A 26,508-nucleotide genomic window follows, 5' to 3' on the forward strand; every position below is an offset into this window, starting at 1 on the left:
ATGCAGACAGAAATTCAACTGCCAATCAATATGGATACTCCAGATCTGCAATTCTGCACATCCGGTATCGACACACGTCTGCTGCGGGGTGAGCTGCGTCAGCATGAGCCGATGAAGCAACATGTTTCCTGGCGTGCTGGTGGATATGCCGCCTGTTTTTACCAGCCGGTCGATCTGGAAGATCTTGCTCTGTTTTTACGCCACTGGCCGAAAGATGAGCCAGTTGTCATGATCGGGCTGGGCAGCAATCTGCTGGTGCGGGATGGCGGATTGCCCGGAGTAGTCATTGCATTGCATGCAAAGCTCAATGATCTGGCATTGATCGAGCAGAACGAAAAAGGTGGTTTGATTTATGCCGGAGCAGGTATACCTTGCGCCAAACTGGCCAGGTTTGCCGCCTCACACAATCTGACAGGTGCAGAATTTCTGGCAGGCATTCCCGGCACTGTTGGTGGTGCGCTGGCAATGAACGCCGGCTGTTACGGCTCTGAAACATGGGATCGGGTAGAGCGCGTCACGACGATCGATCGCAGCGGAAGTGTGTGCGAACGTACATCGGAGGATTACCGAATTGGCTATCGTCATGTCGAGTTGCAGGAGATCTCCTCGCCTGACACACCTAATGTCTGGTTTACCGGCGGCTGGTTCCGACTTCGTCCAGGTAAAATGGAAAATTCACGCCAAGCGATCAAAACGCTGCTGACTGCGCGCATCAAGACTCAACCCCTGGGATTCCCCAGCGCGGGATCAGTTTTCCGAAATCCGGCAGGAGATCATGCTGCCAGGCTGATCGAACAGTGTGGTCTGAAAGGCTTCCGTATCGGTGATGCAATGGTTTCCACGTTACATGCCAATTTCATCATCAATTGTGGCCACGCCACCGCCTCTGAAATCGAAGCAATCATCGATACTGTGCAAAACGCCGTTCACCAGACCACCGGAATCAGACTGATCACCGAAGTTCGCATCATCGGACAGCGCGGAGGAAGTGCACAGTGAACACTCCTGATGTTGGAAAAGTGGCTGTATTGCTGGGAGGGCGATCTGCTGAACGTGAGATCTCACTGAAAAGCGGTCAAGCCGTTCTGGCAGCATTGCAGCGAAGTAAAGTGGATGCCCACGCATTTGATCCGGTCGGGCAACCGTTGGAAAATCTTCTGCAGCAAGGTTTCGATCGGGTATTTATCGCGTTGCATGGCCGTTACGGAGAAGATGGCTCGGTTCAGGGCGCACTGGAACTGATGGAATTGCCTTACACCGGCAGCGGAATACTCGCCAGCGCACTGGCAATGGATAAATGGCGCACGAAAATGATCTGGCAGGCAGCTGGTATCAACACGCCTGCTTACATCATGCTCGATGCCGACAGCAGTTTCCGGGATGTGGCGGACAGATTGGGGTTGCCGCTGATCATCAAACCCGTCCGCGAAGGTTCGACCATCGGACTGAGCAAAGTGGACAACGAACAGGATTTTCAATCCGCTTATCAGGCAGCTGCGGAATACGATTCACTGGTACTAGCCGAGCAGTTCATACAGGGAATCGAACTGACAGCCGCCATTCTGGACAATACGCCTCTTCCTCTGGTGCGCATCGATGTAGCAGAAGGGTTGTACGACTACCAGGCCAAGTATTTTTCCGAGAGCACACACTACACGTGCCCCAGCGGGTTATCGGTGGCGTTAACTATCCGTATCCAGGAGCAGGCTTTGTATGCCCACCAGATACTGGGGTGTGCCGGATGGAGCAGGGTGGATCTGATTCTGGATGAAAATGAACAACCTTTTTTCCTTGAAACCAATACTTCGCCAGGGATGACGGACCACAGTCTCGTGCCCATGGCGGCAAAGGCAGCAGGGATCTCCTTTGATGAACTTGTCGTTAAGATCCTGGAGCTAAGCTGTGAACGTTGATAAGGATCTGATTTTTATGTTTCACACCCTGCCATTTGCAGAGAGTTATTCATCTGGTTCCGGACAGTCAGAATAATCGGACAACTGTAAACAGACGTATGTGGAACGATCATCAATCTCTGAATTTTCTGGCAAATATCCTGCTGACAGGGGTTCTGCTGGCTACGATTTACGCAGTGGGGAGCAGAATATTGGCATTACCGTTCTTTTCATTGAAGGAAATCCGGGTGGAAGCCATGAATGAGAATCGGGCAGGTAATACCAGTCTGGCACATACCACTCGTGACCAGATCGAACAGGTCGTACGCAATTCAGCAAACGGTAATTTCATTATGATTGATCTGAAAACATTACAGAATGCTTTTATGGAATTGCCATGGGTCAGATCAGTTAAAATTCTGCGTGAGTGGCCGCCCGCATTGAACATATTATTGGAAGAGCATAAGCCGCTTGCATACTGGGGAGAAACGGCCCTGGTCAATACGAATGGAGAAATATTTCACGCAATAATGGATAATGTGCGTCTTCCGGCGTTTGCCGGCCCCGATAACAGCAGTCGTCTGATTACTCAACAATACCGCATCTTCAATAAATTACTGCAGCCAACCGGACAAATTGCTACAGAAATCGTACTGACTCCACGACATGCCTGGCATATTCGATTGAATACAGGAACCTGGCTCAAGCTGGGAAGAGAGCAGATTGAGCAGCGTTTGAAGCGTTATGTAGCGGTGCGCACGCAATATAATGAGAGTCTGGATCGCTATGGAAGCTCCACTTATGTGGATCTGCGCTATGCCAGCGGGTTTGCAGTCCGCATACCCTGATGTTGCATTGAATTCCGGGGCAGATAGAACACTATGACTATGAAATCGGGGGGATTTTCAAATGAGTAAAATCAAGGAAGGCAAAGATCTGATTGTCGGGCTTGATATCGGCACATCGAAAATCGTAGCCATCGTCGCTGAAATGAAGCCCGAGGGTGGATTCGAGATTATCGGCCTGGGCAGCCATCCCTCACGCGGCCTGAAAAAGGGAGTGGTCGTCAATATTGAAGCGACCGTCAATGCCATTCAGCGCGCCCTTGAGGAAGTCGAACTCATGGCGGGTTGCCGGATCAGCGAAGTGTATGCCGGAATCGCCGGTAATCATATCCGCGGTTTCAATTCACATGGCATGGTAGCGGTCAAGGACAAGGAAGTCACTCAGGCAGATGTCGAGAAAGTAATGGAAACTGCCAAAGCGGTGAATATTCCGGCTGACCAGCAGATACTGCATATCTTGAATCAGGAATTTATCATCGATGGCCAGGAGGATGTGCGCGAACCTGTCGGAATGAGCGGTATCCGGCTGGAGGTCAAGGTACATATCGTAACCGGAGCAGTATCTGCTGCCCAGAATATCGCCAAATGCATCCATCGTTGTGGACTGGATGTACGGGATCTGGTACTCCAGCCACTGGCCTCAGCCAAAGCAGTACTCTCCGATGATGAAAAAGATCTGGGTGTATGTCTGGTCGATATCGGCGGCGGAACAACCGATATCGCCGTTTTTACTGATGGCGCAATCAGACATACTGCGGTAATTCCGGTGGCGGGTGACCAGATCACCAATGACATTGCCATGGCATTGCGTACTCCCACGAAAGATGCGGAGGATATCAAGTGCCGGTATGGCATTGCCTTACGCACACTGGCTGACATCCGCGAAATGGTCGAGGTCCCGGATGTGGGAAATCGTGGAGCCCGTCCGTTATCGCGGCAAACCCTGGCTGAAGTCATTGAACCTCGTGTAGAAGAACTCTACCTGCTGATTCAAGCAGAACTGAGACGTAGTGGTTTTGAACAGCTGCTCTCGTCAGGGATTGTCATCACCGGCGGCAGCAGTTCCATGCTGGGAATGGTCGAGCTGGGGGAAGAGATTTTTCACATGCCTGTACGCTTGGGATTGCCTGTCTATAACGGCAGTCTGGAAGAAGTCGTACAGACACCGAGATACTCGACCGCCATCGGTCTGGTAATGGTGGGCATGGAAGATCGTCTTCACCATCATCAGGCAAAACTGAAGAGCGGCTCTACCAGGCAGATTCTGGCAAAAATGAAAGGATGGTTTCAGGAAAATTTTTAAATCGGATTTAAATAAAGTTCTGTCTGCGGAATATTGTTTGAAAATTCACCATGCAATAGGAGAAACATAATGTTTGAGATCACGAATACCGAACCATTGGAAGCTGTCATTAAGGTCATAGGTATTGGCGGATGTGGCGGGAACGCCGTGGATCACATGATTCACAATGAAGTAAAAGGTGTTGAATTCATTTGCATGAATACCGACGCGCAGGCACTCCAGGGAAATCGTGCACAGACCGTATTGCAGCTTGGCACCCATGTTACTCGTGGACTGGGGGCAGGCGCCAATCCGGATATTGGCAAAGAAGCGGCTTTGGAAGATCGGGACCGTATCGCCGAAGTCGTCCAAGGTGCCGATATGCTGTTCATTACCGCCGGGATGGGAGGCGGTACAGGTACGGGTGCTGCTCCAGTCGTAGCTCAGATTGCCAAGGAAATGGGTATCCTGACTGTTGCAGTTGTCAGCAAACCGTTCTCTTTCGAGGGTAAACGGCTGAGAGCAGCACAGGCTGGAATGGAAGCACTGGCAGAACATGTCGATTCACTGATCGTCATTCCGAATGACAAATTGATGAAAGTGCTGGGCAATGATATCAGCATGCTGGATGCCTTCAAGGCCGCAAACGACGTACTGTATGGGGCCGTAGCCGGGATCGCAGAAGTCATCAATTGTCCGGGGCTCGTAAACGTGGATTTTGCCGACGTCAAAACTGTCATGTCTGAAATGGGCATGGCCATGATGGGGTCTGCAGTTGCCAGTGGTGTCGATCGTTCACGTATGGCTGCCGAAGAAGCCGTTGCCAGCCCGCTGCTCGAAGAAATCACACTGACAGGCGCGCGCGGTGTACTGGTAAACATAACCGCCAGCTCAGCCATGAAAATGCGCGAAGTACAGGAAGTCATGGATATCGTGAAAAAAATGACGGCTGAAGACGCGACCGTCATCGTTGGTACGGTCATTGATGAAAATATGGGTGACAATCTGCGTGTAACACTGGTCGCAACGGGACTTGGCAATATCACCCAGCAATCTCAGAGACCCATGACTGTTATCCATACCCGAACAGGTACCGATGACAGAATTTCCTCTCATCAGGTGGATGAACCTGCAGTCATGAGAACGGGAAGAAGGAGCAATGCTGCGGTCACAGCCATGCAGCAGGCTGGCATGGATCCGATGGATATTCCCGCTTTCCTCAGAAGGCAGGCTGACTAAGATCCTTCTGCTGAAAATCATTCAGCTGCAGATGATCTGCATCCCTGCATTTTAACGTCATACAAAAAACCGCCCTTTCAAGGGCGGTTCTTGCAACCTCCTCCAAAGAATGCGAGTGATATCAACCGGATAGGTCAAGTTTATCGCTCTATTTGTACACCGGCTCAATTCGCTCTGGGATACAACCGTTCGTGAATTTCTTTCAGTTTATCGAGCTCCAGCACTGCTTCAAACGGAAAGCCGGAACGATCCCGCCCTTTTTCTGTAATCAGCAGTTTTTCCAGATAGCGATAAAATTCTACATACCCCCACAATAACTCTATCTGACCGGCAACTCTCGGATAATCTCTGTCAAGAATCGACTCCCGGTTATCCAGATAAGTGGCGAATTCTTTTATAGTATGTTTCAGCGTCATGAAATTTACTCCAGCCTGACTATCAACAAAATAATCATTCTGCAATATCGACCCGAATTTATGACGGGTTTAATTGTTTCCAGTTGAATGTTCCCTTATTCCAGCTTACTTTGTTTCTCAACCTTTTTTCATTTTCATCAAACTGTAACAATTGGTTTCTAGAATGATTCGTCCCCACATAGCCGGATTGTTACCAGACGATAAGAATGCCCATCCCGAACAACACCGATCATTCACCCGGAAGTCTACGTCGCAGCTATAAACGATACCTCAAAGAACGAATAATAGAATTGTTGTTGTTTTTGGCCGCTTTTCTTTCCGTTTTCATCACCTTTGCGATCATTTACCTGCTAATTTCGGAATCACTGGTATTTTTTGAGCATGTTTCCGTATGGGAATTTCTGACAGACACACAATGGACACCTTTGTTTGACGACGCCCATTACGGAATACTTCCACTTGTTTCAGGAACAGCCATCAGCTCGCTGGTTGCGCTTGTCATAGCACTTCCCTTTGGAACGATCATTGCCATTTATCTTTCAGAATTCGCACCTTTCACGGTGAGAGAGATAGCCAAACCATTCCTTGAATTGCTTGGAGGCATTCCGACAGTCGTCTATGGATATTTTGCGTTACTGTTCGTCACCCCCCTGCTGCAGACCATTCTTCGGGATCTGCCTGGTTTCAGTCTGCTGTCTGCAGGACTGGTGATGGGAATCATGATCATTCCCTACGTCAGCTCGATGACAGAAGATGCCATGCGTTCTGTGCCCATGCACTTGCGGGAAGGGTCGTACGCCATCGGGGCCACACGATTTCAGACGGCAATCAAGGTAGTAATGCCCGCCTCTTTGTCCGGTATTGCAGCCGCCTATATTCTCGGAATTTCCCGTGCTGTCGGAGAAACCATGGTGGTTGCGATTGCAGCAGGCATGCAGCCCAATCTGGTATGGAACCCGATGGAACCGGCAGCGACCATTACTACCTATATCGTCCAGGTCAGCCTGGGAGATTTGCCGCATGGCAGCGTCGGATATCAGACGATTTTTGCTGCAGGACTGACACTCCTCCTGTTGACCCTGGTTTTCAATATCCTGGGGCATTTACTGCGCAAACGATACCGTGAGGTTTACTGATACCCATGCTACCCATGAATCACCCTGACAACCTGAATGAAATACGTACCATCATTGCTTATCACAAACGCTGGGATTTGCTGGCATTGACAGCAGGTGTCACCGCGCTGATGATCGCGATTCTGACGTTCATCGCGCTGTTCGGAAGTATGGTTATCGACGGAATGCCGCGCCTGACCTGGGAGTTTTTCACTTCCTTTCCCTCTCGCAAACCGGAAGCAGCGGGGATTCTTTCCGCATGGGTCGGCACGACACTGATCATGCTGGTGACAGCAGCTGCTGCTGTTCCTCTCGGCGTGGCGGCCGGGGTTTATCTTGAAGAATATGCACCGAAAAACCTCATCACCGAAATCATTGAAATCAACGTCACCAATCTGGCAGGTGTCCCCTCTATTATTTACGGCCTTCTGGCACTGGGGCTGTTCGTCTATCAGCTCGGACTGGGCCAGAGTATCCTCTCGGCGGGGTTGACACTGGCGCTGCTGATTCTGCCGATCGTCATCGTTGCCACCCGTGAGGCGATCAGGTCCATTCCCGTTTCCATCCGTGAAGGGGCTTATGCCCTGGGGGCAACCAAATGGCAAACGGTGGCGGATCACGTGCTGCCTTATTCCGCAGCAGGTATTCTGACAGGCGTCATTATCGGACTGGCGCGTGCGATCGGAGAAACAGCGCCGATCATCACTATCGGTGCATTGACATTCATTGCTTTTCTCCCTCCCTCTCCCATTCAGGATCAATTCCCGTTCGTATCGTTCCAATGGCTGATGGAACCGTTTACAGTCATGCCGATTCAGATGTTCAACTGGATATCGAGGCCGCAAGAAGCCTTTCAGCATAATGCTGCTGCTGCCGGGCTGGTACTGGTCGTCATGACATTACTGATGAACGGACTCGCTATTTATCTGCGCTATCGTCTGCGTAAAAATATCAAGTGGTAAATCAAAATCATGCAAATATTCAAACCTGCCGGCGGCCACACTCACTCTACTGTCCAGAAATCAGTGGTCAATAAACTGAACTTCTATTACGGGAGTTATCAGGCACTTAAAAATATCGATATGATGGTCTATGAAAAACAGGTGACTGCCCTGATTGGACCGTCAGGCTGCGGAAAATCGACTTTCCTCCGATGTTTCAACCGCATGCATGATCTGTACCCACGTAACCATTACGAAGGGGAGATCATCCTCCACCCGGATAATGCAAACATTCTCTCGCCTGAAGTGGATCCGATCGAAGTCAGGATGCGGATCAGCATGGTATTTCAGAAACCCAATCCTTTTCCCAAGTCAATTTTTGAGAATGTGGCCTATGGCCTCCGGATACGGGGTGTCAAACGTCGTTCCATTCTCGAGGAGCGAGTGGAAAATGCACTGCGTAATGCTGCATTATGGGAAGAAGTCAAAGATCGGCTTGGAGATCTTGCCTTTAATCTCTCAGGTGGTCAGCAGCAACGGCTATGTATCGCCCGCGCTCTGGCAACGGATCCCGAAATCCTCTTGTTTGATGAACCCACCTCTGCGCTGGATCCGATCGCAACTGCAAGTATCGAGGAACTGATCTCGGATCTCAGAAACAAGGTCACGATTCTGATCGTGACCCACAATATGCAACAGGCTGCCAGAGTATCGGACTACACCGCCTATATGTATATGGGTGAACTGATCGAATTTGGCGCTACCGACACCATCTTCATCAAACCAAAAAACAAACAGACTGAAGATTACATCACTGGCCGGTTCGGCTAGAGTAGCCTGTCTTTCGCGGCACTACCCTATTATTCATATATTTATCCTGGTCGGTTATACGGTGCGATACGCGTCACTATTACATGTCATCGGCTCTGAATGACCTCTTTCATGGATCATGCAGAGCCTGTGATTCTTCACGATAATTCTAATGTCGATTCGCGGTGATGAAGCAGGGGTACACAACCCGCTGAATGAAACCAGAGTAGTTTACGCGCACGCCTTTCTCAGTACATAAGGCAGAATACCGCCATGGTAATAATAGTCGACCTCGATAGCAGTATCGATACGGCAACGTAGTCTGATTTCCCGCCGGGAGCCATCTTGCCCGTGAATGACCAGTGTCACTTCCTGCTGTGGCTGAATATTGCCCAGATCAGGAAGCTCGAATTTCTCATTGCCCTGAATACCAAGCGAACTGACACTATCGCCTTCCTTGAACTGCAGAGGCAGCACACCCATACCAACCAGATTACTACGGTGAATACGTTCGTAACTCTCCGCGATCACAGCCTTGACACCCAGCAGTTGCGTGCCTTTGGCAGCCCAGTCACGGCTCGATCCGGTACCGTATTCCTTGCCGGCAAATACGATCACAGGTGTTCCATCTTCGATATATCGCATGGCTGCATCAAAGATACTCATTTGCCTGCCATAGGGATCATCCTTGCTGCGATACAGCGTAACGCCTCCTTCACTACCGGGTATCATCAGATTTCTGATACGCACATTGGCAAAAGTACCACGCATCATGATGTGGTGATTACCCCGGCGCGAACCGTAACTGTTGAAATCCTCCCGGGTAACACCATGTGCCAGCAGATATTGTCCTGCAGGTGAAGATTCCTTGATGGCTCCCGCCGGGCTGATATGATCAGTAGTCACCGAGTCACCAAAAATCGCCAGCGCACGTGCACCATGAATGGCATCTGGTATTCTGGCCCGATTGATTTCCAGAGAAAAATCCTCGAAAAATGGTGGCTCGGCGATATAGGTGGAATCCGGCCAGTCGTACAGTCTGCCTGTAACCGCAGCAATACCATTCCAGAGTGGGTGATTCCGGGTGAAATCACTGTACAGCCGGCGGAAAACTTCCGCCTGGGTCGCAAATTTCATCATCGATTCGATTTCAGTACTGTCCGGCCAGATATCCTGCAACCATACGGGCTTGCCGTCCTTACCCTCTCCCAACGGCTGATGCGTCAGGTTTTTCAGCACCGTTCCGGCAATTGCATAAGCCACCACAAGCGGCGGAGAAGCCAGAAAATTGGCACGAATGTTGGGATGAACGCGTGCCTCGAAATTACGGTTTCCTGACAGCACCGCTGCACATACCAGATCATCCTTTACGATGGTTTCTTCAATGATTTCCAGCAGAGGCCCGGAGTTTCCGATACAGGTGGTGCAGCCATAACCAGCCAGACTGAAACCGAGCTGCTCCAGATAGGGCAGCAAACCGGCAGCACCAAGATATTCCGTAACGACACGAGAGCCGGGAGCAAGCGAAGTCTTGATATGTTTCTTGACTGACAGACCTTTCTCTACCGCCTTTTTAGCCAGTAAACCTGCCGCAATCAGTACACTCGGATTGGACGTGTTGGTACACGAAGTAATTGCGGCAATCAATATATCGCCATGATGCAACTCGATCGGTCGTGCTGGCGATGCAGGGACAGCGGGCTGCTGCGTAGGATGATTATTGACCATTTCAACCGCATTACGCGCACTGCCCGGTGGTAACGTCAACTCGCTCTGATTACTGTCGGGGGCGATGCAAAGATCGGATTCCACGTGGCGGCTGTCGCGGGTGGGATAAGTGTTATTCAGCACTTCTGCTGATTTGCCATAACCATTCTCTTTGACAGATTTGCTGAAAAGTTCAGTAAAGCTGGATTTCAGATCTTTGAGCGCTATCCGATCTTGCGGGCGTTTCGGCCCGGCCAGAGAAGGTACGATCGTATTCAGATCGAGCGTCAACTCCTGGCTGTAGTCGATCTCGCCCGGATGCGGCATGCCGAATAATTCCTGTACCTTGAAATAGCGCTCAAACGCGTCGATTTCATCATCGGTACGACCGGTATGACGGAAGTAGGTCAGTGTTACATCATCCACCGGGAAAAAGCCCATAGTGGCACCGTACTCAGGAGCCATGTTAGCAATCGTGGCACGATCCGGCAAACTGAGCGAAGCAGCGCCCTCGCCAAAAAACTCGACAAATTTGCCCACGACATTGGCTCGACGCAGCATTTCCGTTACCGTCAACACCAGATCGGTTGCAGTGACTCCTTCCCGCAGCCGCCCGGTCAAATTGACCCCCACCACGTCCGGTGTCAGAAAATAGACCGGCTGTCCCAGCATGCCGGCTTCAGCCTCAATTCCTCCCACTCCCCAGCCCACCACACCGATACTGTTTATCATCGTAGTATGCGAATCGGTTCCAACCAGTGTATCCGGGTAAATCAGCCCATCCTTCAGATGCACACCACGCGCGAGATACTCTAGGTTAACCTGGTGCACAATACCAATTCCCGGTGGCACCACGCCAAATGTATCGAAAGCCTGCATGCCCCATTTGATGAACTGGTAACGTTCCTGATTGCGCTGGAATTCCACTTCCATATTACGTGCCAGTGCTTGGCTATCCCCGTAGTAATCCACCTGAATTGAATGATCGACTACCAGATCGACCGGCACCAGCGGTTCGATCAATTCAGGATTTTTACCCAATCTCCTGGCTGCACTGCGCATTGCGGCCAGATCAACCAGTAGCGGCACTCCGGTAAAATCCTGCAGTACGATGCGCGCCACCACAAACGGAATTTCCTGGGTGCGTTCTGCTCTTGGCTGCCAACCGGCAAGCTGCCTGACATGGGTTTCGGTGATCTTTTTTTCATCATAATTGCGCAATATCGATTCCAGCACAATACGGATTGAAACCGGCAGGCGCGAAATTGCCCCCAAACCAGCTGCACCAAGCGCAGGCAATGAATAAAATTGAACGGCTTTACCGCTGGCAAGTGACAGCGTGCTTAAACTGTTGAATAAATTATGAGCCATATGGATTCCTCGAATAAAAGACTTAGAGCATTTTATGTTTATGCAGTAGCCGATTGAGTTTATCATTCAGCACAGAGTGCGGCCAGATACTTGACCTGATGCCAGCGGCAACAGGGTTTTTTGCATTTCTAAACGGGAAAATGATGAATATTGAACAATTAAACAAAAATTACAAAATCGGGGAGCAGGTAGTTTTTGCGGAAGGCGAAGGAGGTTTTCCCTTTATTCATGTCAGAAATGACAAAGCCAGTGCACTGATCTCGATTTATGCCGGGCAAGTACTTGCATACCAGCCCCAAGGTATTCAGGATGATCTTCTGTTTCTGAGCGAGCGCGCTTATTATCAGGCAGGCAAAGCGATCAAGGGAGGTGTGCCAATCTGCTGGCCGTGGTTCGGCCCGGACCCGGAAGGCAGAGGACGGCCCGCACATGGCTTCATGCGTAATCGTATGTGGGATATCGTCGAAGTATCCGCAACACCGGAAGGCAATACTCGCATCGTACTGGGATCAACAGATACCGAAGAAACACAATCCATCTGGTCCCGGTCATTCATACTGCGGCTGGAAATCACTATCGGTGATACGCTCAATCTGGAACTGGTAACCCGCAATTCCGGTTCACAGGCGTGCACAGTCACCCAGGCTTTTCATACCTATTTCAGCGTGGGAGATATTCGCCAGACCCATGTATCCGGTCTGGAAAATACCCGCTATATCGATAAAGTGGACGATAACCTGGAAAAAAACCAGACTGGCCCAGTAACCGTCGATGCGGAAGTGGATCGGATCTATCAGTCGGTTGGCAGCAATCTCGTCATTCACGATACTGCCCGCAAACGCCGTATTCACATTACTTCCAAAGGTAATCGAACAGCAGTGGTATGGAATCCCTGGGCAAAAATTTCGGCTGAAATGACAGATCTGGAAGACGATGATTACCTGCGTTTCATCTGTGTGGAAACCACCAATGCCGCGACAGACCGGGTACATATTCAACCTGGCAGCGAATTCCGGCTGATTGCCAATTACCGGATCGAGCAGGATTGACAGGATATTTCTAAATTTCTCGGAAAGGAAAATGATGGCCATGAAACTTCATATCATTACCTGCAGTACCCGCCCCGGGCGTGTTGGTCCCTATATCGCAAAATGGTTTAGTGAAGTTGCCGCACAACACGGAAAATTTGAAGTCGTGCCGGTCGATCTAGCCCAATTTAATCTGCCGGTATACAACGAGCCGGAACATCCCGTGCGCCAGCAATATCAGCATACGTATACAAAAAACTGGGCAGCCAGCGTCAGCGCAGCAGATGCCTACGTATTCGTTACGCCAGAATATAATTTTGGCCCGCCGCCCTCGCTGCTCAACGCACTCGATTATGTCTACAAAGAGTGGAATTACAAACCTGCCGGGATAGTAAGTTATGGTGGAATATCAGGTGGGTTACGCTCGGCACAAGTTCTGAAGCAAACCCTGACCACCCTGAAGATCATGCCTATAGTGGAAGCCGTAGCTATTCAGAATGTCTCCACACTCATTGATGAAAATAAACGGTTTATGCCCAGTGAACATCACACCAGCTCTGCAGTAACGATGTTGAATGAATTGTATAAATGGGCACAGGCACTCAAAACGCTGCGATAGCGATCACGTCAAGTTTAGATCCCACAAATGGGCTCTCTTGAACTTTCCTGGAATCGCGCATGGACCAATCTTGACCTGCAAGCTCCGGACGGATTGTTTAATCAACTGATCACCCCATACAACGAGCCATATCGCAGCTATCATTCCCTGCAGCATCTCAAAGAGTGCATCGCTCATTTCTCTGATGTACTCGATGTAGCGTTTCACCCGGGTGAGGTTGAAATCGCACTTTGGTTTCATGATGCCATCTACGATTCGCGTAATAAGGACAACGAACATCGCAGCGCTGAATGGGCCGGTCAGGCGCTCAATCAAGCCGGTGCAACCAGTGAAACCCAGCAGAGAGTACATGACCTCATCATCGCTACATGCCACCAGACTGTACCTTCCGAACCGGATCAACAACTGTTGACAGATATCGATCTGGCCATCCTCGGTTCCCCTCCGGCGCGCTTTGAAAAGTACGATCAACAAATAAAATCCGAATACAGCTGGATGCCAAGTTTTCTGTACAGGATGAAGCGCAAGGATATCCTCAGAAGCTTTCTCGCACGGAAGTACATCTACAACACAAACTACTTCAGAGAACACTACGAGCAACAAGCGCAAGCCAATTTGCGGGCAGCAAGCAGCTGATCACTGCCCTTCACTTTGTCAGTAAGATCTGGCGACATTAGGGAACAAAGAGCCATTACACCGTTCCATGTATGAGAAACTCCTGCTCCAGCTTGGTTTATCAACCATCACCCTTGATCAGGGTTCCCACTCCCTCGTCAGTTAATATTTCGAGCAAGAGGGCGTGTTGTACTCGCCCATCGATAATATGGCAGGATTTGACGCCATTCTTGACCGCATCCAGCGCAGATTTGATTTTGGGTAGCATTCCACCGGAAATCGTACCGTCTGCAAATAATTCATCTACCCGAGCGGCAGTCAAGCCGGTGAGCAGATTGCCATTTTTATCCAACACACCTGGCGTGTTGGTCATCAGGATCAATTTTTCGGCTTTAAGCGTTTCTGCCAGATGGCCTGCTACCAGATCAGCATTGATATTGTAGGATTCACCATCTTCACCCACACCAATGGGTGCGATCACGGGAATAAAATCGCGGGTATCGAGCAGCGTAATCAGTGAAGGATCGATATACTCGATTTCACCAACCTGACCAATATTGATCCATTCCCCGGATTTTTCCTTATCTTGAATCAGCATTCTTTTGGCGCGAATGAACATGCCGTCTTTCCCGGTCAAACCTACCGCCTGTCCGCCGTGGCGGTTGATAAGGTTGACGATCTCCTTATTGATGAGACCCCCAAGTACCATCTCGACGATATCCATGGTTTCAGCATCTGTAACCCGCATACCCTGGATGAATATACCTTCCTTGCCGACCCGTTTCAGCATGTGGTCGATTTGCGGGCCACCGCCGTGAATAATGACCGGATTCATTCCGACCAGTTTCAGCAATACCACGTCTCTGGCAAACCCTTGTTTGAGTACTTCCTCAATCATGGCATTGCCACCATATTTGATCACGATGGTTTTATCGTGAAAACGCCGGATATAGGGTAATGCTTCAGCCAGGATATTTACTTTTTCGTTTATGGCAGGAGAAGATGGCATGTCTGGAAAGTTAAGGGGATTGAATAAAATCCCGTCAAGCTATATCCATGGGATAAGGCAGGACGACCGGTATTGTAGATAATTAGCTGCTTGCCTGCAGGAAGGATTCGAGTTGTACCAGCGCTGGCAAATTCAACAAGCGCCAAAGTCTATCCTGACGATCTTTATATATGCCGGCCACAACAGGACGCTTATCTTCGTGACCTGATTGGGGAACAAATTCCATTAGATTCCGGATACCGAGAACGTTGCCGGCCAGCATGGCATAACTTGCCCCCCGGGAAGGAATAGTCAGAAATACCCGGTTTTTTGCGCCGATATGGGTAGATTTATTGTCAAGATAATGGCTCAGATCACATAAACCATAAATATTGCCACGCACATTGATGACACCGAGGAACCATGGCTGTGTCAGAAAAACCGGGGTTATTTTAGGTACCGGCAGTATTTCACTGATATTACTCATTGGTATCAGCCACCGATCTTCACTCATGGTGATTCCCAAGACTGGGACAGTAGCTAATGAAGTTTCCTGGATCTTTTTACTAATTTGTTTAGTCAGTGGCAATTGATATTCCGACATGGTATCGATGTAATCATTATTTAATATCAGTCCAGTCCGGTAATTTTTTGCAACAACTCGGCGGCCACAACCGGCTTGGTAATATAGTCTCGTGCACCCTGCCGCAACCCCCAGATTTTATCGGTTTGCTGATCTTTGGTCGTACAGAGGATGACAGGGATATGACGAGTTGCATCATCCCTGGCAAGTATACGTGTTGCTTGATAACCATTGATTCCCGGCATGACCACATCCATCAGCACCAGATCCGGCCAAATTTCCCTGGCTTTAATGACGCCTTCCTCACCATTTTCGGCCACCCCTACCTGATAGCCACTCCTAGTCAGGATACTGGAAATAATATGACGATCTGTCGGCGAATCATCGACCACCAATATCGTCCTGACTGTCATGCTCGATTCTCTATAAAAAGCTTCATTCTTATCTATAAACCTGAAAAAACTCAAATTCGGTGGAAACAACCGGTTCGTATTCTAAAGTTTTGTCTTTAGACAATAAAGGGTGATGGTTAATAATCAGTACAGATTGCTCCGGTGTTAGACTATATACTTCAGCTTTTAGGATTACTCTGTTACGAGCTCTAACATCACAGGAAACCTCGTTGTTTTCAGTGCCCCTTCATTTCAAACAAATAAATATAAGCTTATTGTACGTTTAATCATTATGCAAAATACTTTCATCAAACTGGTATTGGGAGTACAAACTTTATTCCTTCTAACGGGCTGTGTGCCGATGGTGTTGACAGGTGTAGGAGTCGGTGCAGGCACCGGAGCATTAATGGTTGAAGATCGCCGCAGCAGCGGAATGTATATTGAAGATGAAAGAATCGAGCTCAAAACCAGCCGCAGAATCGGTGAGCGTCTCGGTGACAAGGTGCACGTGAATATCACCAGTTTTAACCGTAACGTTCTACTGACAGGTGAAGCACCCGATGAATCTACCAGAAAAGAGGTGGAAAAGCTGACGATGAGTGTGGAAAACGTACTGAATGTTTCTAACGAAATCATCGTTGCGCCGAAGAGTTCATTGGCTTCACGCAGTAATGATACGTTGATTACTTCCAAGGTTAAGGCTCGCTTTATCAATAACCGGGTATTCCAGGTCAATCACATCAAAGTCATTACTGAGAATGGCGTGGTGTACTTGCTGGGATTGGTAAAACGTAACGAGGGCGAAACAGCTACACGCATTGCCAGTACCACGGAAAGCGTGACAAAAGTTGTAAAAGTATTTGAGTATCTGGATTAAACAATATTTTTGATCTTTCCGAGTTTTCCTCGGCATCAGTAAATGCTGCCTGCGGAGTTTATCAAATCACTACAGAATCAAATTCCTTCGAATCGACTCTATTTCGATCCGGTAGATTGTTACGCGTATGCCTACGATAACAGCAGGAAGTTTTTCCCTCCCGAGAGTGTCATATTTCCTTTGACAACCCGTGAAGTCGTAAACACGATCCAATTATGTAACCAGTTTGAAATTCCTCTGACACCACGTGGACGAGGTACCGGTACGGCTGGTGGCAGTCTGGCCGAGAAGGGCGGAGTTACACTTTCGTTGGAAAGAATGCTACAGATCATATCGATTGATATACCTAACCGGGCGCTTGTCACAGAACCCGGTGTTTTAAATGAAGCCATCCAAGCTGCTGTCAGACCTCATGGTTTTTTTTGGCCGCCAGATCCTTCCAGCGCGGCGTTTTCTACTATTGGCGGGAATCTTGCTACTAGCGCAGGAGGACCACATGCGGTCAAATATGGAACAACCCGCGATCACGTCCTTGGATTAACTGCGGTAACAGGGAAAGGCGATATTATTAAAACCGGGTGCTATACCACCAAAGGGGTCGTTGGTTATGATCTGACCCGCCTACTGATTGGTTCGGAAGGTACGCTTGCTGTCATAACGGAAATAACACTTAAGCTGACTCCGCTACCTGCTGCTAAAAGTGGGCTTGTTGCACATTATCGAGATGCAAGCAGCTGCGCATCAGCAATCGTATCTATCATGAAAGAACCACAAGGGCCAAGTGCTCTCGAATTCCTAGATTCCGGTTCACTCAATCTCATTCGTTCCAGAAATCCTGAGCTATTACCAGCTGACTCTCATGCAATGCTCATGATCGAGGTCGATGGTACAAAACATGAAATTTTAGAAACAACAGAAAAACTTTTAGCTGCTTGCCAGAACTCAGGATTACTGAAAGCAGTGCTTGTTCAGAATACAGCAGATTTGTGGAGAGCGAGAAAAACGTTATCCCCCTTGCTACGGGATATTGCGCCCAAAAAAATCAATGAGGATATCGTAGTTCCGGTCGATAAAATCCCGCAATTATTAACTGGATTGTCTGCGCTATGTACGCAGTACAAAATTTCCAACGTGAATTTCGGACATGCTGGAAATGGAAATATTCACGTCAACCTGCTCATTGATCCGGATAATCCCAAGGAAAGTGAACGTGCATATAAATGTCTGGATCAGATATTTGATCTGGTAATCAGTCTCCATGGGACACTCTCAGGCGAACACGGTATCGGTTCAGAAAAGCGACCCTATATTGACAAAGAACTCAACAATGCCACATTAGCTTTGATGAAGCAGATCAAATTGACTTTTGATCCTAATAATATCTTGAATCCAGGAAAACTATTTCCTTAACTCTTTATCGAAAGCAGCTCCGATATCATTCTTTTCAGAGCCGCTTATATATCAATCCAGGTTTTTGCATCAGAAATAAAAGTAATGATCTACCAGCAAGGCAGTAAACAGCAACGCAAGGTAAGCGATAGAGTAACGGAAAGCCTCTCTGGCAATCTGATCAGTGTAATGCAGATAGATTCTGATTGCGTAATAAAGAAATATTGCGTCAAGGATCAACACACTCCCCAAGTAGATCAGACCGCTCATCTGAGTGGTGAGATAAGGTAATACCGTTACCACACACAGGATAATTGTATAGAGCAACACATGCAGGCGCGTAAATTCTTCACCATGAGTCACCGGAAGCATCGGCATACCAATTTTTTCATAATCCGATTTGCGGTAAAGGGCCAATGCCCAGAAATGTGGTGGTGTCCATGCAAAAATAATGAGAAACAGTAATAGAGCATCTGCAGAAACTTCTCCTGTAACCGCTGCCCATCCCAGTACCGGCGGCATTGCACCAGACGCACCTCCGATTACAATATTTTGAGGTGTAAGAGGTTTTAGTATCACTGTGTATATGATCGCGTAACCGACAAAGGTACCTAGAGTCAACCACATTGTTAACGGATTGACCCACTGGTGAAGCATGAACAGACCAAAACCACCAATCAACACTAGAAAGAAAAGTGTTTCAGGGATACTTACTTTTCCCTGAGGCAAAGGTCTTCCTTTCGTGCGAGCCATAATCGCATCAAACTTATATTCGACCAAGCAGTTAAGGGCAGCTGCTGCACCAGCAACAAGTGAGATTCCAATCGTTCCAAAGATCAGTTTATCCAAAGGAACTGCACCAGGAACTGATAAAAACATACCAATCACGGCAGTAAATACGATGAGTGAAACAACGCGTGGCTTAGTAAGCCGATAAAACTGCTGAACACGTGCCGTTGCCTGTTGCCAAGCCAATGAACTTGTAGTCATTATTTATTCCTCACAATCTCTTCTAATTACAGGCATGTACTGCCCATCATTTCTATTACGTTTCAGATGAATACCAGATCCAACTTTATTTCGTAACTTTTATCTACCAGTTAATGTTCCAGATGAGAAAGCTTCAGTAACCTTTTCAAATCACCGACTATTTTCTTCGGATCCGCGTTCCTGGGATATCTCATCATTAAGTTACCCATAGGATCAACAACATAAATATGATCTTCCTGCTTGTTTTCAGCTGGAAATTCTTTCAATAAATCCTTACCATTCGCCAATACCAGCCGGGTTCCTTTGTATTTATCAATTGTCCCCTGGTCAGGCTTAATATCATCATTAATTAGCCATACTCGCTGAATCTTATCTTTGTCGACATGCTGGGCAAGACGAACCTGTCTAATTGTATAGAGCTTTTCCTGGCAATATTCTTCACATTTTCCAGAGTCAATGATTAACAAATTCCAAGTGTCTCTCAACTGTCGTATACGAAAAATTGTGTTATCCATCAGGTTCGTTGCTTCCCCCTGTAATGGCTTGACTTCCAACAATTCACCATAATTGACAGTATGATCCGGTCGGAAATTTGATCTATGTAAGAAAGATGAAATTACAACCGGAGACAATATCACAAGCATCATCAGGATTAATTTCAGCCGGCTACGCGATACTTTTTCGTTTGACATTTAACACAATATAAATAATCAAAGTCATGACAGCCAGTGAAAACCACTGAAAAGCATAACCTATATTTTTTGAAGATCCGGAATCAGGTTTTTCCCATTGCCTTATCAAACCGTCATCTTGCGTCTCATTCTGCTGTAATAGCAAGAAAGGCTGAAAAGTAAATCCGGTCAGATTCTGATAGCTATCCAAACTAAAACTTTGCCAGACTTTACCCGTAAATTGCTTATCTGATAATGACAATGTTCTGATTGACGGTGATACAACAACTCCTGTCAGATGAACCAATCCGTCTGGAGTATAGATATCTGGCAAAAGTGATCGATCGTTACCCCCAGGAATCCAACCTCTATTAACCAACACATAGGTTGTACTATTCACCTGACGCAGTGGTGTAAGCACATGATAGCCCACAGCCCCCTGATATGTTTTATTATCAAGAAATATGGTATGTTCAGCTTCGAAATACCCATGAACTTCTACCCGGCGATATAAATAATCATCCAGCTTTATTAGCGACTCTGAAATCGTGACTGGCGGTTGTTGAGCATAACGTTCCAGCAGGGCGAAATTAGCTTCTTTTTCTTCTGCTCTGGATAATTGCCAAAATCCTAACTTTGAAAAAAGTGCGATCGCTAAAATAGTAACTACTGTTGACCATAATGCTGGTTTAAATTGCTGTTTAAACATCAGCACAACTAAAACCATTGATAACTATATACATTTTCAGAGGCCCATTTCTTTGTAAAGCGCTGGGCCTCCGCCTCCAACAACGATTAAGTTGATAGCTTAGCTGGTTTATTTTTATCCCACTTACAACAGATAGACAAAAATGAACAATCCCAGCCAAACAACATCCACAAAGTGCCAGTACCACGCTACTCCTTCAAACCCAAAATGGTGTTCCGGTTTAAAATGGCCCGACAGGCATCTGAAGAAAATTGCAATCAGCATAATGGTACCAACTGTCACATGAAATCCATGAAAACCAGTCAACATGAAGAAAGTCGATCCGTATGCACCGCTGGTCATTTTCAAATTAAGCTCTGAATAAGCATGAGCATATTCATATATCTGAAAACCAAGAAATGTTATTCCAAGTGCTATCGTAGCAAATAACCATAATTTTAAAGCACCACGATCATTCTTTTGCAATGCCCAGTGTGCCAAAGTAATTGTCACCCCAGAGGTCAAAAGCAACATGGTATTAATCGCTGGAATTCCCCACGCTCCCATTGGAGTAAATTTTTCATCAAAACCGGGGCCTGCTGTTGGCCAATCTGCAGAGAAACCTGACCAAAGTAATTCCTGATCAGCTCCAGCTAACCACGGTATTGAAAGTACACGCATATAAAATAAAGCACCAAAAAATGATGCAAAAAACATAACCTCGGAGAAAATAAACCAACCCATACTCCATCTGAAAGATTTATCTTCTTGAGTTTTATACTTACCTGCTTCACTCTCAAGTGCAACTTCACGAAACCAGCCATAAATCAGAAAGGCCAGGATAACCAGCCCAGTGATCAGCATGCCATAGCCAAGTGGCATTTTGTTCATCGTAAATGCCGCTCCAAATCCCATAAAAAACAGGGCAGTAGAGCCTATAATTGGCCATTTAGATGGGGAAGGCACATAATAACCCGTTGTTCCTTGACTCATTTAATCTTCCTCCTCGTTATTAACTTAACCTGTTACAAGCTTGACCACTGACAAAATAACTAAAATAAAAATGACACCACCAACCAGCCCACCTATTATTATTTGAACAGGTTTAATCTTGGCCGCATCGTGTTCAAGATCGCTCTTTTTTCTAATACCGATAAATGAAAATAAAACTGCTTCTGCCACCTGATACATTGATGCTTTTTCTATATCAGAATTTTGCAAAGGTAGTGTTACCTTTTCATTTTCTTTTCTCATTTCGACAACCTGATCAATTTTTTACGTTGAAAAAAGTATACGAAATCGTAGCAGTGTTAATATCATCAGGTATCTCAGGGTCTATTAAAAATCTGACAGGCAACTGCTTAACCTCTTTGCCTTGTAATTCCTGTTTTGAAAAACAAAAACATTCAATTTTTTTCAGATATCTTTCCAGATTTTTAGGACTATAACTCGGGATTGCCTGTCCAACCTGCACCTCTTCGGATTCATTACTAATCTCATACATAACCTCCGTAAGCTTACCCGGATGTAAATGAATACTGGTTTGTAATGACTTAAACTCCCAAGGAAGCCCACGTATATTTGCATCTAACAGCAGACTGATTGATCTCGTATTATCTACTTCGATATGTCTTGCCAGTGTATCCGGACGCTCCAGTTCGTATATACCAGTTACTTCACAGAATTTTTTATACAACGGAACAAGGGCGTAACCAAAAACAAACATAACCACGCTAAAAATAAGTAATTTCTTTAGTATATCTACGTTGGTTTTAGTCACGCCTTGTTTCATTGCTGTCTAAATATAACTGTTAGGATAGAAACGGTTACTACCATGATAACCAGAATCAAGGCAGTTCTTAATTTCCTATATCTTAATTCCGTATCCTTATCTTGAGACATTGAATCCCGTCCTGCTTACTTAACAACAGGTGGTGTTTCAAAGCTATGATAAGGAGCTGGCGAGGGCAGATGTGTCCATTCCAGAGTAGTTGCACCTTCCCATGTTTTATCTGCAGCCTTTTCTCCCCCCCGTACACACTTGATAATAATGTATACAAACAGAAGCTGAGTCAGCCCGAACCCAAACGCACCAATACTTGAAATCATGTTGAAATCAGCGAACTGTAGTGCGTAATCTGGAATTCTGCGAGGCATACCAGCCAAGCCGAGAAAATGTTGTACAAAGAATGCCACATTAAAGAAGATCATTGACAACCAGAAATGCCATTTACCTAATGTCTCGTCATACATATGTCCAGTCCACTTTGGTAACCAGTAGTAGGCGCCCGCAAACAATGCAAACAATGCTCCCGAGACCAACACATAGTGGAAATGGGCGATAACATAGTATGTATCTTGTACCTGTATATCTACTGGCACAATTGCACACACCACGCCACTGAAACCACCAAGGACAAACAGGAAGATGAACCCAATTGAAAACAGCATCGGGACTTCAAAAGTCATTGAACCCCGCCACATAGTTGCAGTCCAGTTAAATACTTTCACTCCTGTCGGGACAGCGATCAACATGGTTGCATACATGAAAAACAATTGACCTGCCACAGGCATACCAGCTGTAAACATGTGATGTGCCCATACGAAACATGATAACAAGGCGATGGAAGCTGTTGCATACACCATTGATGAATAACCGAACAATGGTTTACGCGAGAAGGTTGGGATGATTTCTGAAACCACACCAAATGCCGGGAGAATCATGATATAAACTTCCGGGTGTCCGAAGAACCAGAAAATATGCTGGAACATCACGGGATCCCCACCACCGGCAGCATTAAAAAAGCTTGTCCCAAAATGGCGGTCCGTAATTAACATCGTCACAGCACCAGCAAGTACCGGCATCACCAGAACAAGAAGGTATGCAGTAATCAACCATGTCCATACAAACATCGGCATCTTCATTAATGTCATACCTGGGGCGCGCATATTCAATATGGTCGTAATAATATTTATTGAACCCATGATTGAGGACATTCCCAGAATATGGATTGCAAATAACATCATGTCCGTACCCATACCACCTTGTGCCGAAAGTGGGGGGTAGAATGTCCAGCCACCCGCCGCTGCGCCGCCAGGTACAAAAAATGATGTGATCAGCAATAACGCTGCAACGGGTAACAGCCAGAAACTCCAGTTGTTTAAACGGGCAAAAGCCATGTCTGGGGCTCCGATCATCAATGGTACCTGCCAATTTGCAAATCCCACCCATGCTGGCATAATAGCGCCAAACACCATAATTAATCCATGCAGCGTAGTAAATGAATTAAACACTTCCGGCTCTAGTATCTGAATACCAGGCATAAAAAGTTCTGCCCTGATGCCCATCGCCAGAAAACCACCTACAAACAACATAGCAAGACTAAAACATAAATAGAGCGTCCCGATGTCCTTATGATTGGTTGTAGTCAACCAGCGCATTATGCCGGTCGGGTGGTCATGCCCATGATGACCATGCACGTCTTGTATTACTGCCATTACCTTCTCCTTTAATCTAACGCAATCTAAATCTCAAATTTATAATCTGAATGAATTAGTTTTTACTCGCATCCTGCTCAACGAGAACTGTATTAACAACCTCGGCTGATGCACTCTTTTGCCTTTCTGCAACCCATTGGGTATATTTTTCCTGTTCCATAACTTCTACAACTATCGGCATGAAACCGTGCTCTTTACCACATAATTCAGCACACTGGCCACGATATACCCCTGGTTTTTCAACCTTAAACCATGCGTCACGAATATATCCGGGTATGGCATCCTGCTTAACACCGAGAGCAGGTACCCACCAAGCATGGAGTACATCATTTGCTGTCATAAGGATTCTAATCTTTTTCCCGGTCGGAACCACCACACGATTGTTTACTTCCAGCAGATAATTCTCACCCTTGGCCGCCTCATTATGAATCTGGTCCTGAGGTGTGGTTAATTGACTGTAGAAACTGATTCCTTCACCTTCACCCTGGATATAATCATAGCCCCACATCCATTGATAACCCGTAGCTTTGATAGTGAGATCCGCCTCACTCGTGTCTTTCATTTCAATGATTGTTTTGGTGGCAGGCCATGATATCCCTACCAGAATCAATATTGGAATGATGGTCCATATAAACTCAACAGTTGTACTGTGATGAAAATTGGCGGCTTTGTAACCCACTGATTTACGGTGCTTGATAATGGAGTAACCCATTACACCAAAAACACCTATAAAAATTACCAGACAAATCCATAACGCCATCATATGCTGATCATAGATTTGTTGCGCAATAGGAGTCTGCGGCTCAGGAAAGTTATACTTACTTGACATCACCATGCTCGAATAAAAACCAAGAACCGTAAAACCTGATAGTGCTGCTACCAACTTACTACCACTCATATCTTACCCCCCACATTAATTACTAAAATCAATACTTACCTTCCATCTGTGACCATGGAATGTTTTTACACTTATCTCTCGCCCTTACCGGCTTTTGTTTTATCTTTTACCCGAGCATAAGTAGCCATAAAAACCCGGTGACAATTTTTCGGGGGAATCTTAGCATTCGAACGTTACCAGCACAAGAAGGAAAATCATGATTCTTATAGAAAAATTACCACGCTGCCGCCATGGGAATTAATTGCTTTTTCACATTATGAAAAACTTTTTATGCCAGCAATTTCTGCATATCGTATCCATTTGGGGCGGGTTCAGCTCACCTTGAAATATTACACACGAACTCGCAAAACCATCTTAATATAATGGTTATTATTCTGGTTCGTGTAATTTGGTTCGAAGCCTAATTGCAACTAGTGCTCTCAAGGTAGTCTAGGTTTGCTTTATTGTTAAATTTCAAAAGAAAATAAGAAACATGCAATTTATTACCAAATATGCAACCCCTGTATCAAATACCGTTAATTCGGACGTACGCAACAAAGTATTGAGAAATACTTATCTAATGCTTAGTTTGACCATGATTCCGACTATGGTCGGGGCGGTCATTGGAACCGATACCAATTTCTCATTCCTGGCCCAGCCCCCGATTATAGGCTCACTTGTAATGCTGGCGGTGATGATAGGTTTAATGTTCGCGGTCAGTGCTACACGCAACAGTATCTGGGGAATCGCCTTGCTTTTCCTGTTTACCTTCGTTGCTGGCTGGTGGTTAGGCCCCTTGCTTCAGTACGCACTTCATTTCAAAAATGGCTCACAACTGATTGGTCTGGCTGCTGCAGGAACAGGTATCATTTTTTTCACGCTTGCTGGTATAGCCACAACCACTCGTAAAGATTTTAGTTTTCTCGGCAATTTTTTGCTAGCTGGAATGATTCTGGTAATTCTGGCTTCTCTGGTCAATTTGTTCCTGGCCATTCCGGCAATTTCCCTAGCAATTTCTGCCGTAGCAGTATTGGTTTTCTCTGGATTCATCCTGTTTGATGTGAACCGTATCGAAAATGGTGGTGAAACCAATTACGTCATGGCAACATTGGGTATTTATCTCAGCTTGTATAACCTGTTCATCAGCCTGATACAGTTGCTGCTGGCCTTTTTGGGTGAAAGAGACTAAAGTTGTTGACCGCCCGGATGGGAAATTGAATACACTCTCTTTCAACAACGATTGAATTACCCATCAAGGAAATGATATGCGCTGCATGCGCTGCCCGGATCAGGAAAAATCTCAATAAACTGCCTGGTGTGCATGCAGCCGTCAATTTTGCCAATAAGAAAACCCTCAGGATCCGATTCAATCCAACATGCGACCCACCATTCAGAACTGTTTGCCGACAAGAAAAATCATATCAATGGCATAAAACTGGGAAATTTTCATTGATTTCTAAAAGTATATGAATGGCGCTTTAATGGAGACAACCATCAATAACTTCTCAAGCAGCTAAAATATATTGGTACAAACACACTAGACATCAGGTTTTAGCTACTTCAACCTCTTGTTTTATAATATTTTAGGCATTCCGCTGGCAGCAGTAGGTATACTAAATCCTGTAATTACAGATGCTGCAATGGCCATGAGTTCGGTATCAATGATTACCATTTT

General features: G+C 46.5%; 28 protein-coding genes. 15 read left to right on the top strand and 13 right to left on the bottom strand.

Annotation, left to right across the window (positions count from 1 at the left end; genetic code table 11):
* The 5 genes from murB to ftsZ all read left to right on the top strand — a co-directional run bounded on the left by murB (nt 1) and on the right by ftsZ (nt 5,258).
* On the top strand, nt 1–999 hold the full coding sequence (murB, locus tag ABUL11_RS04045; protein WP_350282579.1) for a UDP-N-acetylmuramate dehydrogenase: 999 nt from the start codon (nt 1–3) through the stop codon (nt 997–999).
* On the top strand, nt 996–1,913 hold the full coding sequence (locus ABUL11_RS04050) for a D-alanine--D-alanine ligase (RefSeq protein WP_350282580.1): 918 nt from the start codon (nt 996–998) through the stop codon (nt 1,911–1,913). The genes murB and ABUL11_RS04050 overlap by 4 nt, the downstream gene beginning before the upstream one ends.
* A 98-nt stretch (nt 1,914–2,011) precedes the next feature.
* Nucleotides 2,012–2,740: a cell division protein FtsQ/DivIB gene (locus tag ABUL11_RS04055; protein ID WP_350282581.1), complete on the top strand. Its 729-nt coding sequence runs from the start codon at nt 2,012–2,014 to the stop codon at nt 2,738–2,740.
* A gap of 61 nt (nt 2,741–2,801) precedes the next feature.
* On the top strand, nt 2,802–4,040 hold the full coding sequence (gene ftsA / locus ABUL11_RS04060) for a cell division protein FtsA (protein WP_350282582.1): 1,239 nt from the start codon (nt 2,802–2,804) through the stop codon (nt 4,038–4,040).
* A gap of 69 nt (nt 4,041–4,109) precedes the next feature.
* Nucleotides 4,110–5,258, top strand: coding sequence for a cell division protein FtsZ (ftsZ, locus tag ABUL11_RS04065; RefSeq protein WP_350282583.1), 1,149 nt, complete (start codon nt 4,110–4,112; stop codon nt 5,256–5,258).
* Nucleotides 5,259–5,422: 164 nt separating this feature from the next.
* On the opposite strand, the gene ABUL11_RS04070 is transcribed toward ftsZ, so the two are convergent.
* Entirely contained in the window at nt 5,423–5,674 is a 252-nt protein-coding gene (locus ABUL11_RS04070) for a hypothetical protein (protein WP_350282584.1), read from the bottom strand.
* 206 nt (nt 5,675–5,880) lie between these two features.
* Here ABUL11_RS04070 and pstC point away from each other — a divergent pair, with 206 nt between their 5' ends.
* Genes pstC through pstB form a run of 3 tightly spaced genes read left to right on the top strand, consistent with a single transcriptional unit; the run spans nt 5,881 to nt 8,561 of the window.
* Nucleotides 5,881–6,810, top strand: coding sequence for a phosphate ABC transporter permease subunit PstC (pstC, locus tag ABUL11_RS04075; protein ID WP_350282585.1), 930 nt, complete (start codon nt 5,881–5,883; stop codon nt 6,808–6,810).
* Between the two features lie 14 nt (nt 6,811–6,824).
* On the top strand, nt 6,825–7,751 hold the full coding sequence (pstA, locus tag ABUL11_RS04080) for a phosphate ABC transporter permease PstA (RefSeq protein WP_350282586.1): 927 nt from the start codon (nt 6,825–6,827) through the stop codon (nt 7,749–7,751).
* A gap of 9 nt (nt 7,752–7,760) precedes the next feature.
* The gene (gene pstB, locus ABUL11_RS04085; RefSeq protein ID WP_350282587.1) at nt 7,761–8,561 is read left to right on the top strand and encodes a phosphate ABC transporter ATP-binding protein PstB; all 801 of its coding nucleotides are present in this window, start codon (nt 7,761–7,763) and stop codon (nt 8,559–8,561) included.
* Between the two features lie 210 nt (nt 8,562–8,771).
* Here pstB and ABUL11_RS04090 read toward each other — a convergent pair whose 3' ends face one another.
* Nucleotides 8,772–11,618, bottom strand: a complete 2,847-nt coding sequence (locus ABUL11_RS04090; RefSeq protein ID WP_350282588.1) for an aconitate hydratase — start codon at nt 11,616–11,618, stop codon at nt 8,772–8,774.
* A 143-nt stretch (nt 11,619–11,761) separates the two neighbouring features.
* Between ABUL11_RS04090 and ABUL11_RS04095 the strand changes: the two genes are divergently transcribed.
* The 3 genes from ABUL11_RS04095 to ABUL11_RS04105 are packed head-to-tail and all read left to right on the top strand — an operon-like array spanning nt 11,762 to nt 13,901.
* Nucleotides 11,762–12,667 carry a D-hexose-6-phosphate mutarotase gene (locus ABUL11_RS04095; protein ID WP_350282589.1) on the top strand — a complete coding sequence of 302 codons (906 nt, stop codon included), beginning with the start codon at nt 11,762–11,764 and terminating at the stop codon, nt 12,665–12,667.
* Between the two features lie 40 nt (nt 12,668–12,707).
* Nucleotides 12,708–13,265 carry an NADPH-dependent FMN reductase gene (locus tag ABUL11_RS04100; RefSeq protein WP_350282590.1) on the top strand — a complete coding sequence of 186 codons (558 nt, stop codon included), beginning with the start codon at nt 12,708–12,710 and terminating at the stop codon, nt 13,263–13,265.
* 27 nt (nt 13,266–13,292) lie between these two features.
* Nucleotides 13,293–13,901, top strand: a complete 609-nt coding sequence (locus tag ABUL11_RS04105) for an HD domain-containing protein (RefSeq protein ID WP_350282591.1) — start codon at nt 13,293–13,295, stop codon at nt 13,899–13,901.
* 100 nt (nt 13,902–14,001) lie between these two features.
* Here ABUL11_RS04105 and argB read toward each other — a convergent pair whose 3' ends face one another.
* From argB to ABUL11_RS04120, 3 genes are all read right to left on the bottom strand, one after another.
* Entirely contained in the window at nt 14,002–14,889 is an 888-nt protein-coding gene (gene argB, locus ABUL11_RS04110; RefSeq protein ID WP_350282592.1) for an acetylglutamate kinase, read from the bottom strand.
* Between the two features lie 82 nt (nt 14,890–14,971).
* Entirely contained in the window at nt 14,972–15,472 is a 501-nt protein-coding gene (locus ABUL11_RS04115) for a chemotaxis protein CheW (RefSeq protein ID WP_350282593.1), read from the bottom strand.
* Between the two features lie 26 nt (nt 15,473–15,498).
* On the bottom strand, nt 15,499–15,864 hold the full coding sequence (locus tag ABUL11_RS04120) for a response regulator (protein ID WP_350282594.1): 366 nt from the start codon (nt 15,862–15,864) through the stop codon (nt 15,499–15,501).
* Nucleotides 15,865–16,135: 271 nt separating this feature from the next.
* Here ABUL11_RS04120 and ABUL11_RS04125 point away from each other — a divergent pair, with 271 nt between their 5' ends.
* Nucleotides 16,136–16,720: a BON domain-containing protein gene (locus ABUL11_RS04125; protein WP_350282595.1), complete on the top strand. Its 585-nt coding sequence runs from the start codon at nt 16,136–16,138 to the stop codon at nt 16,718–16,720.
* Between the two features lie 42 nt (nt 16,721–16,762).
* Nucleotides 16,763–18,130: an FAD-binding oxidoreductase gene (locus tag ABUL11_RS04130; protein ID WP_350282596.1), complete on the top strand. Its 1,368-nt coding sequence runs from the start codon at nt 16,763–16,765 to the stop codon at nt 18,128–18,130.
* A 69-nt stretch (nt 18,131–18,199) separates the two neighbouring features.
* On the opposite strand, the gene cyoE is transcribed toward ABUL11_RS04130, so the two are convergent.
* The 8 genes from cyoE to coxB all read right to left on the bottom strand — a co-directional run bounded on the left by cyoE (nt 18,200) and on the right by coxB (nt 24,854).
* Entirely contained in the window at nt 18,200–19,099 is a 900-nt protein-coding gene (cyoE, locus tag ABUL11_RS04135; RefSeq protein ID WP_350282597.1) for a heme o synthase, read from the bottom strand.
* A gap of 110 nt (nt 19,100–19,209) precedes the next feature.
* Entirely contained in the window at nt 19,210–19,791 is a 582-nt protein-coding gene (locus ABUL11_RS04140; RefSeq protein ID WP_350282598.1) for a redox-active disulfide-containing membrane protein, read from the bottom strand.
* Nucleotides 19,766–20,497, bottom strand: coding sequence for an SURF1 family protein (locus ABUL11_RS04145; protein ID WP_350282599.1), 732 nt, complete (start codon nt 20,495–20,497; stop codon nt 19,766–19,768). The genes ABUL11_RS04140 and ABUL11_RS04145 overlap by 26 nt, the downstream gene beginning before the upstream one ends.
* Before the next feature lie 105 nt (nt 20,498–20,602).
* On the bottom strand, nt 20,603–21,451 hold the full coding sequence (locus ABUL11_RS04150; RefSeq protein ID WP_350282600.1) for a cytochrome c oxidase subunit 3: 849 nt from the start codon (nt 21,449–21,451) through the stop codon (nt 20,603–20,605).
* Nucleotides 21,452–21,475: 24 nt separating this feature from the next.
* On the bottom strand, nt 21,476–21,712 hold the full coding sequence (locus ABUL11_RS04155; RefSeq protein ID WP_350282601.1) for a DUF2970 domain-containing protein: 237 nt from the start codon (nt 21,710–21,712) through the stop codon (nt 21,476–21,478).
* 13 nt (nt 21,713–21,725) lie between these two features.
* The gene (locus ABUL11_RS04160; RefSeq protein WP_350282602.1) at nt 21,726–22,250 is read right to left on the bottom strand and encodes a cytochrome c oxidase assembly protein; all 525 of its coding nucleotides are present in this window, start codon (nt 22,248–22,250) and stop codon (nt 21,726–21,728) included.
* Between the two features lie 125 nt (nt 22,251–22,375).
* Complete coding sequence (gene ctaD / locus ABUL11_RS04165; protein ID WP_350282603.1) at nt 22,376–23,956, bottom strand: cytochrome c oxidase subunit I; 1,581 nt, start codon at nt 23,954–23,956, stop codon at nt 22,376–22,378.
* Nucleotides 23,957–24,011: 55 nt separating this feature from the next.
* Complete coding sequence (gene coxB / locus ABUL11_RS04170; protein WP_350282604.1) at nt 24,012–24,854, bottom strand: cytochrome c oxidase subunit II; 843 nt, start codon at nt 24,852–24,854, stop codon at nt 24,012–24,014.
* Nucleotides 24,855–25,326: 472 nt separating this feature from the next.
* Between coxB and ABUL11_RS04175 the strand changes: the two genes are divergently transcribed.
* Both ABUL11_RS04175 and ABUL11_RS04180 read left to right on the top strand, forming a co-directional pair.
* Nucleotides 25,327–26,022: a Bax inhibitor-1/YccA family protein gene (locus ABUL11_RS04175; RefSeq protein ID WP_350282605.1), complete on the top strand. Its 696-nt coding sequence runs from the start codon at nt 25,327–25,329 to the stop codon at nt 26,020–26,022.
* Nucleotides 26,023–26,093: 71 nt separating this feature from the next.
* Nucleotides 26,094–26,303 carry a cation transporter gene (locus ABUL11_RS04180; protein ID WP_350282606.1) on the top strand — a complete coding sequence of 70 codons (210 nt, stop codon included), beginning with the start codon at nt 26,094–26,096 and terminating at the stop codon, nt 26,301–26,303.
* Nucleotides 26,304–26,508: the final 205 nt, after the last annotated feature.

Origin of the sequence: Nitrosomonas sp. (assembly GCF_040256045.1) — a bacterium.
Lineage (GTDB): Bacteria > Pseudomonadota > Gammaproteobacteria > Burkholderiales > Nitrosomonadaceae > Nitrosomonas.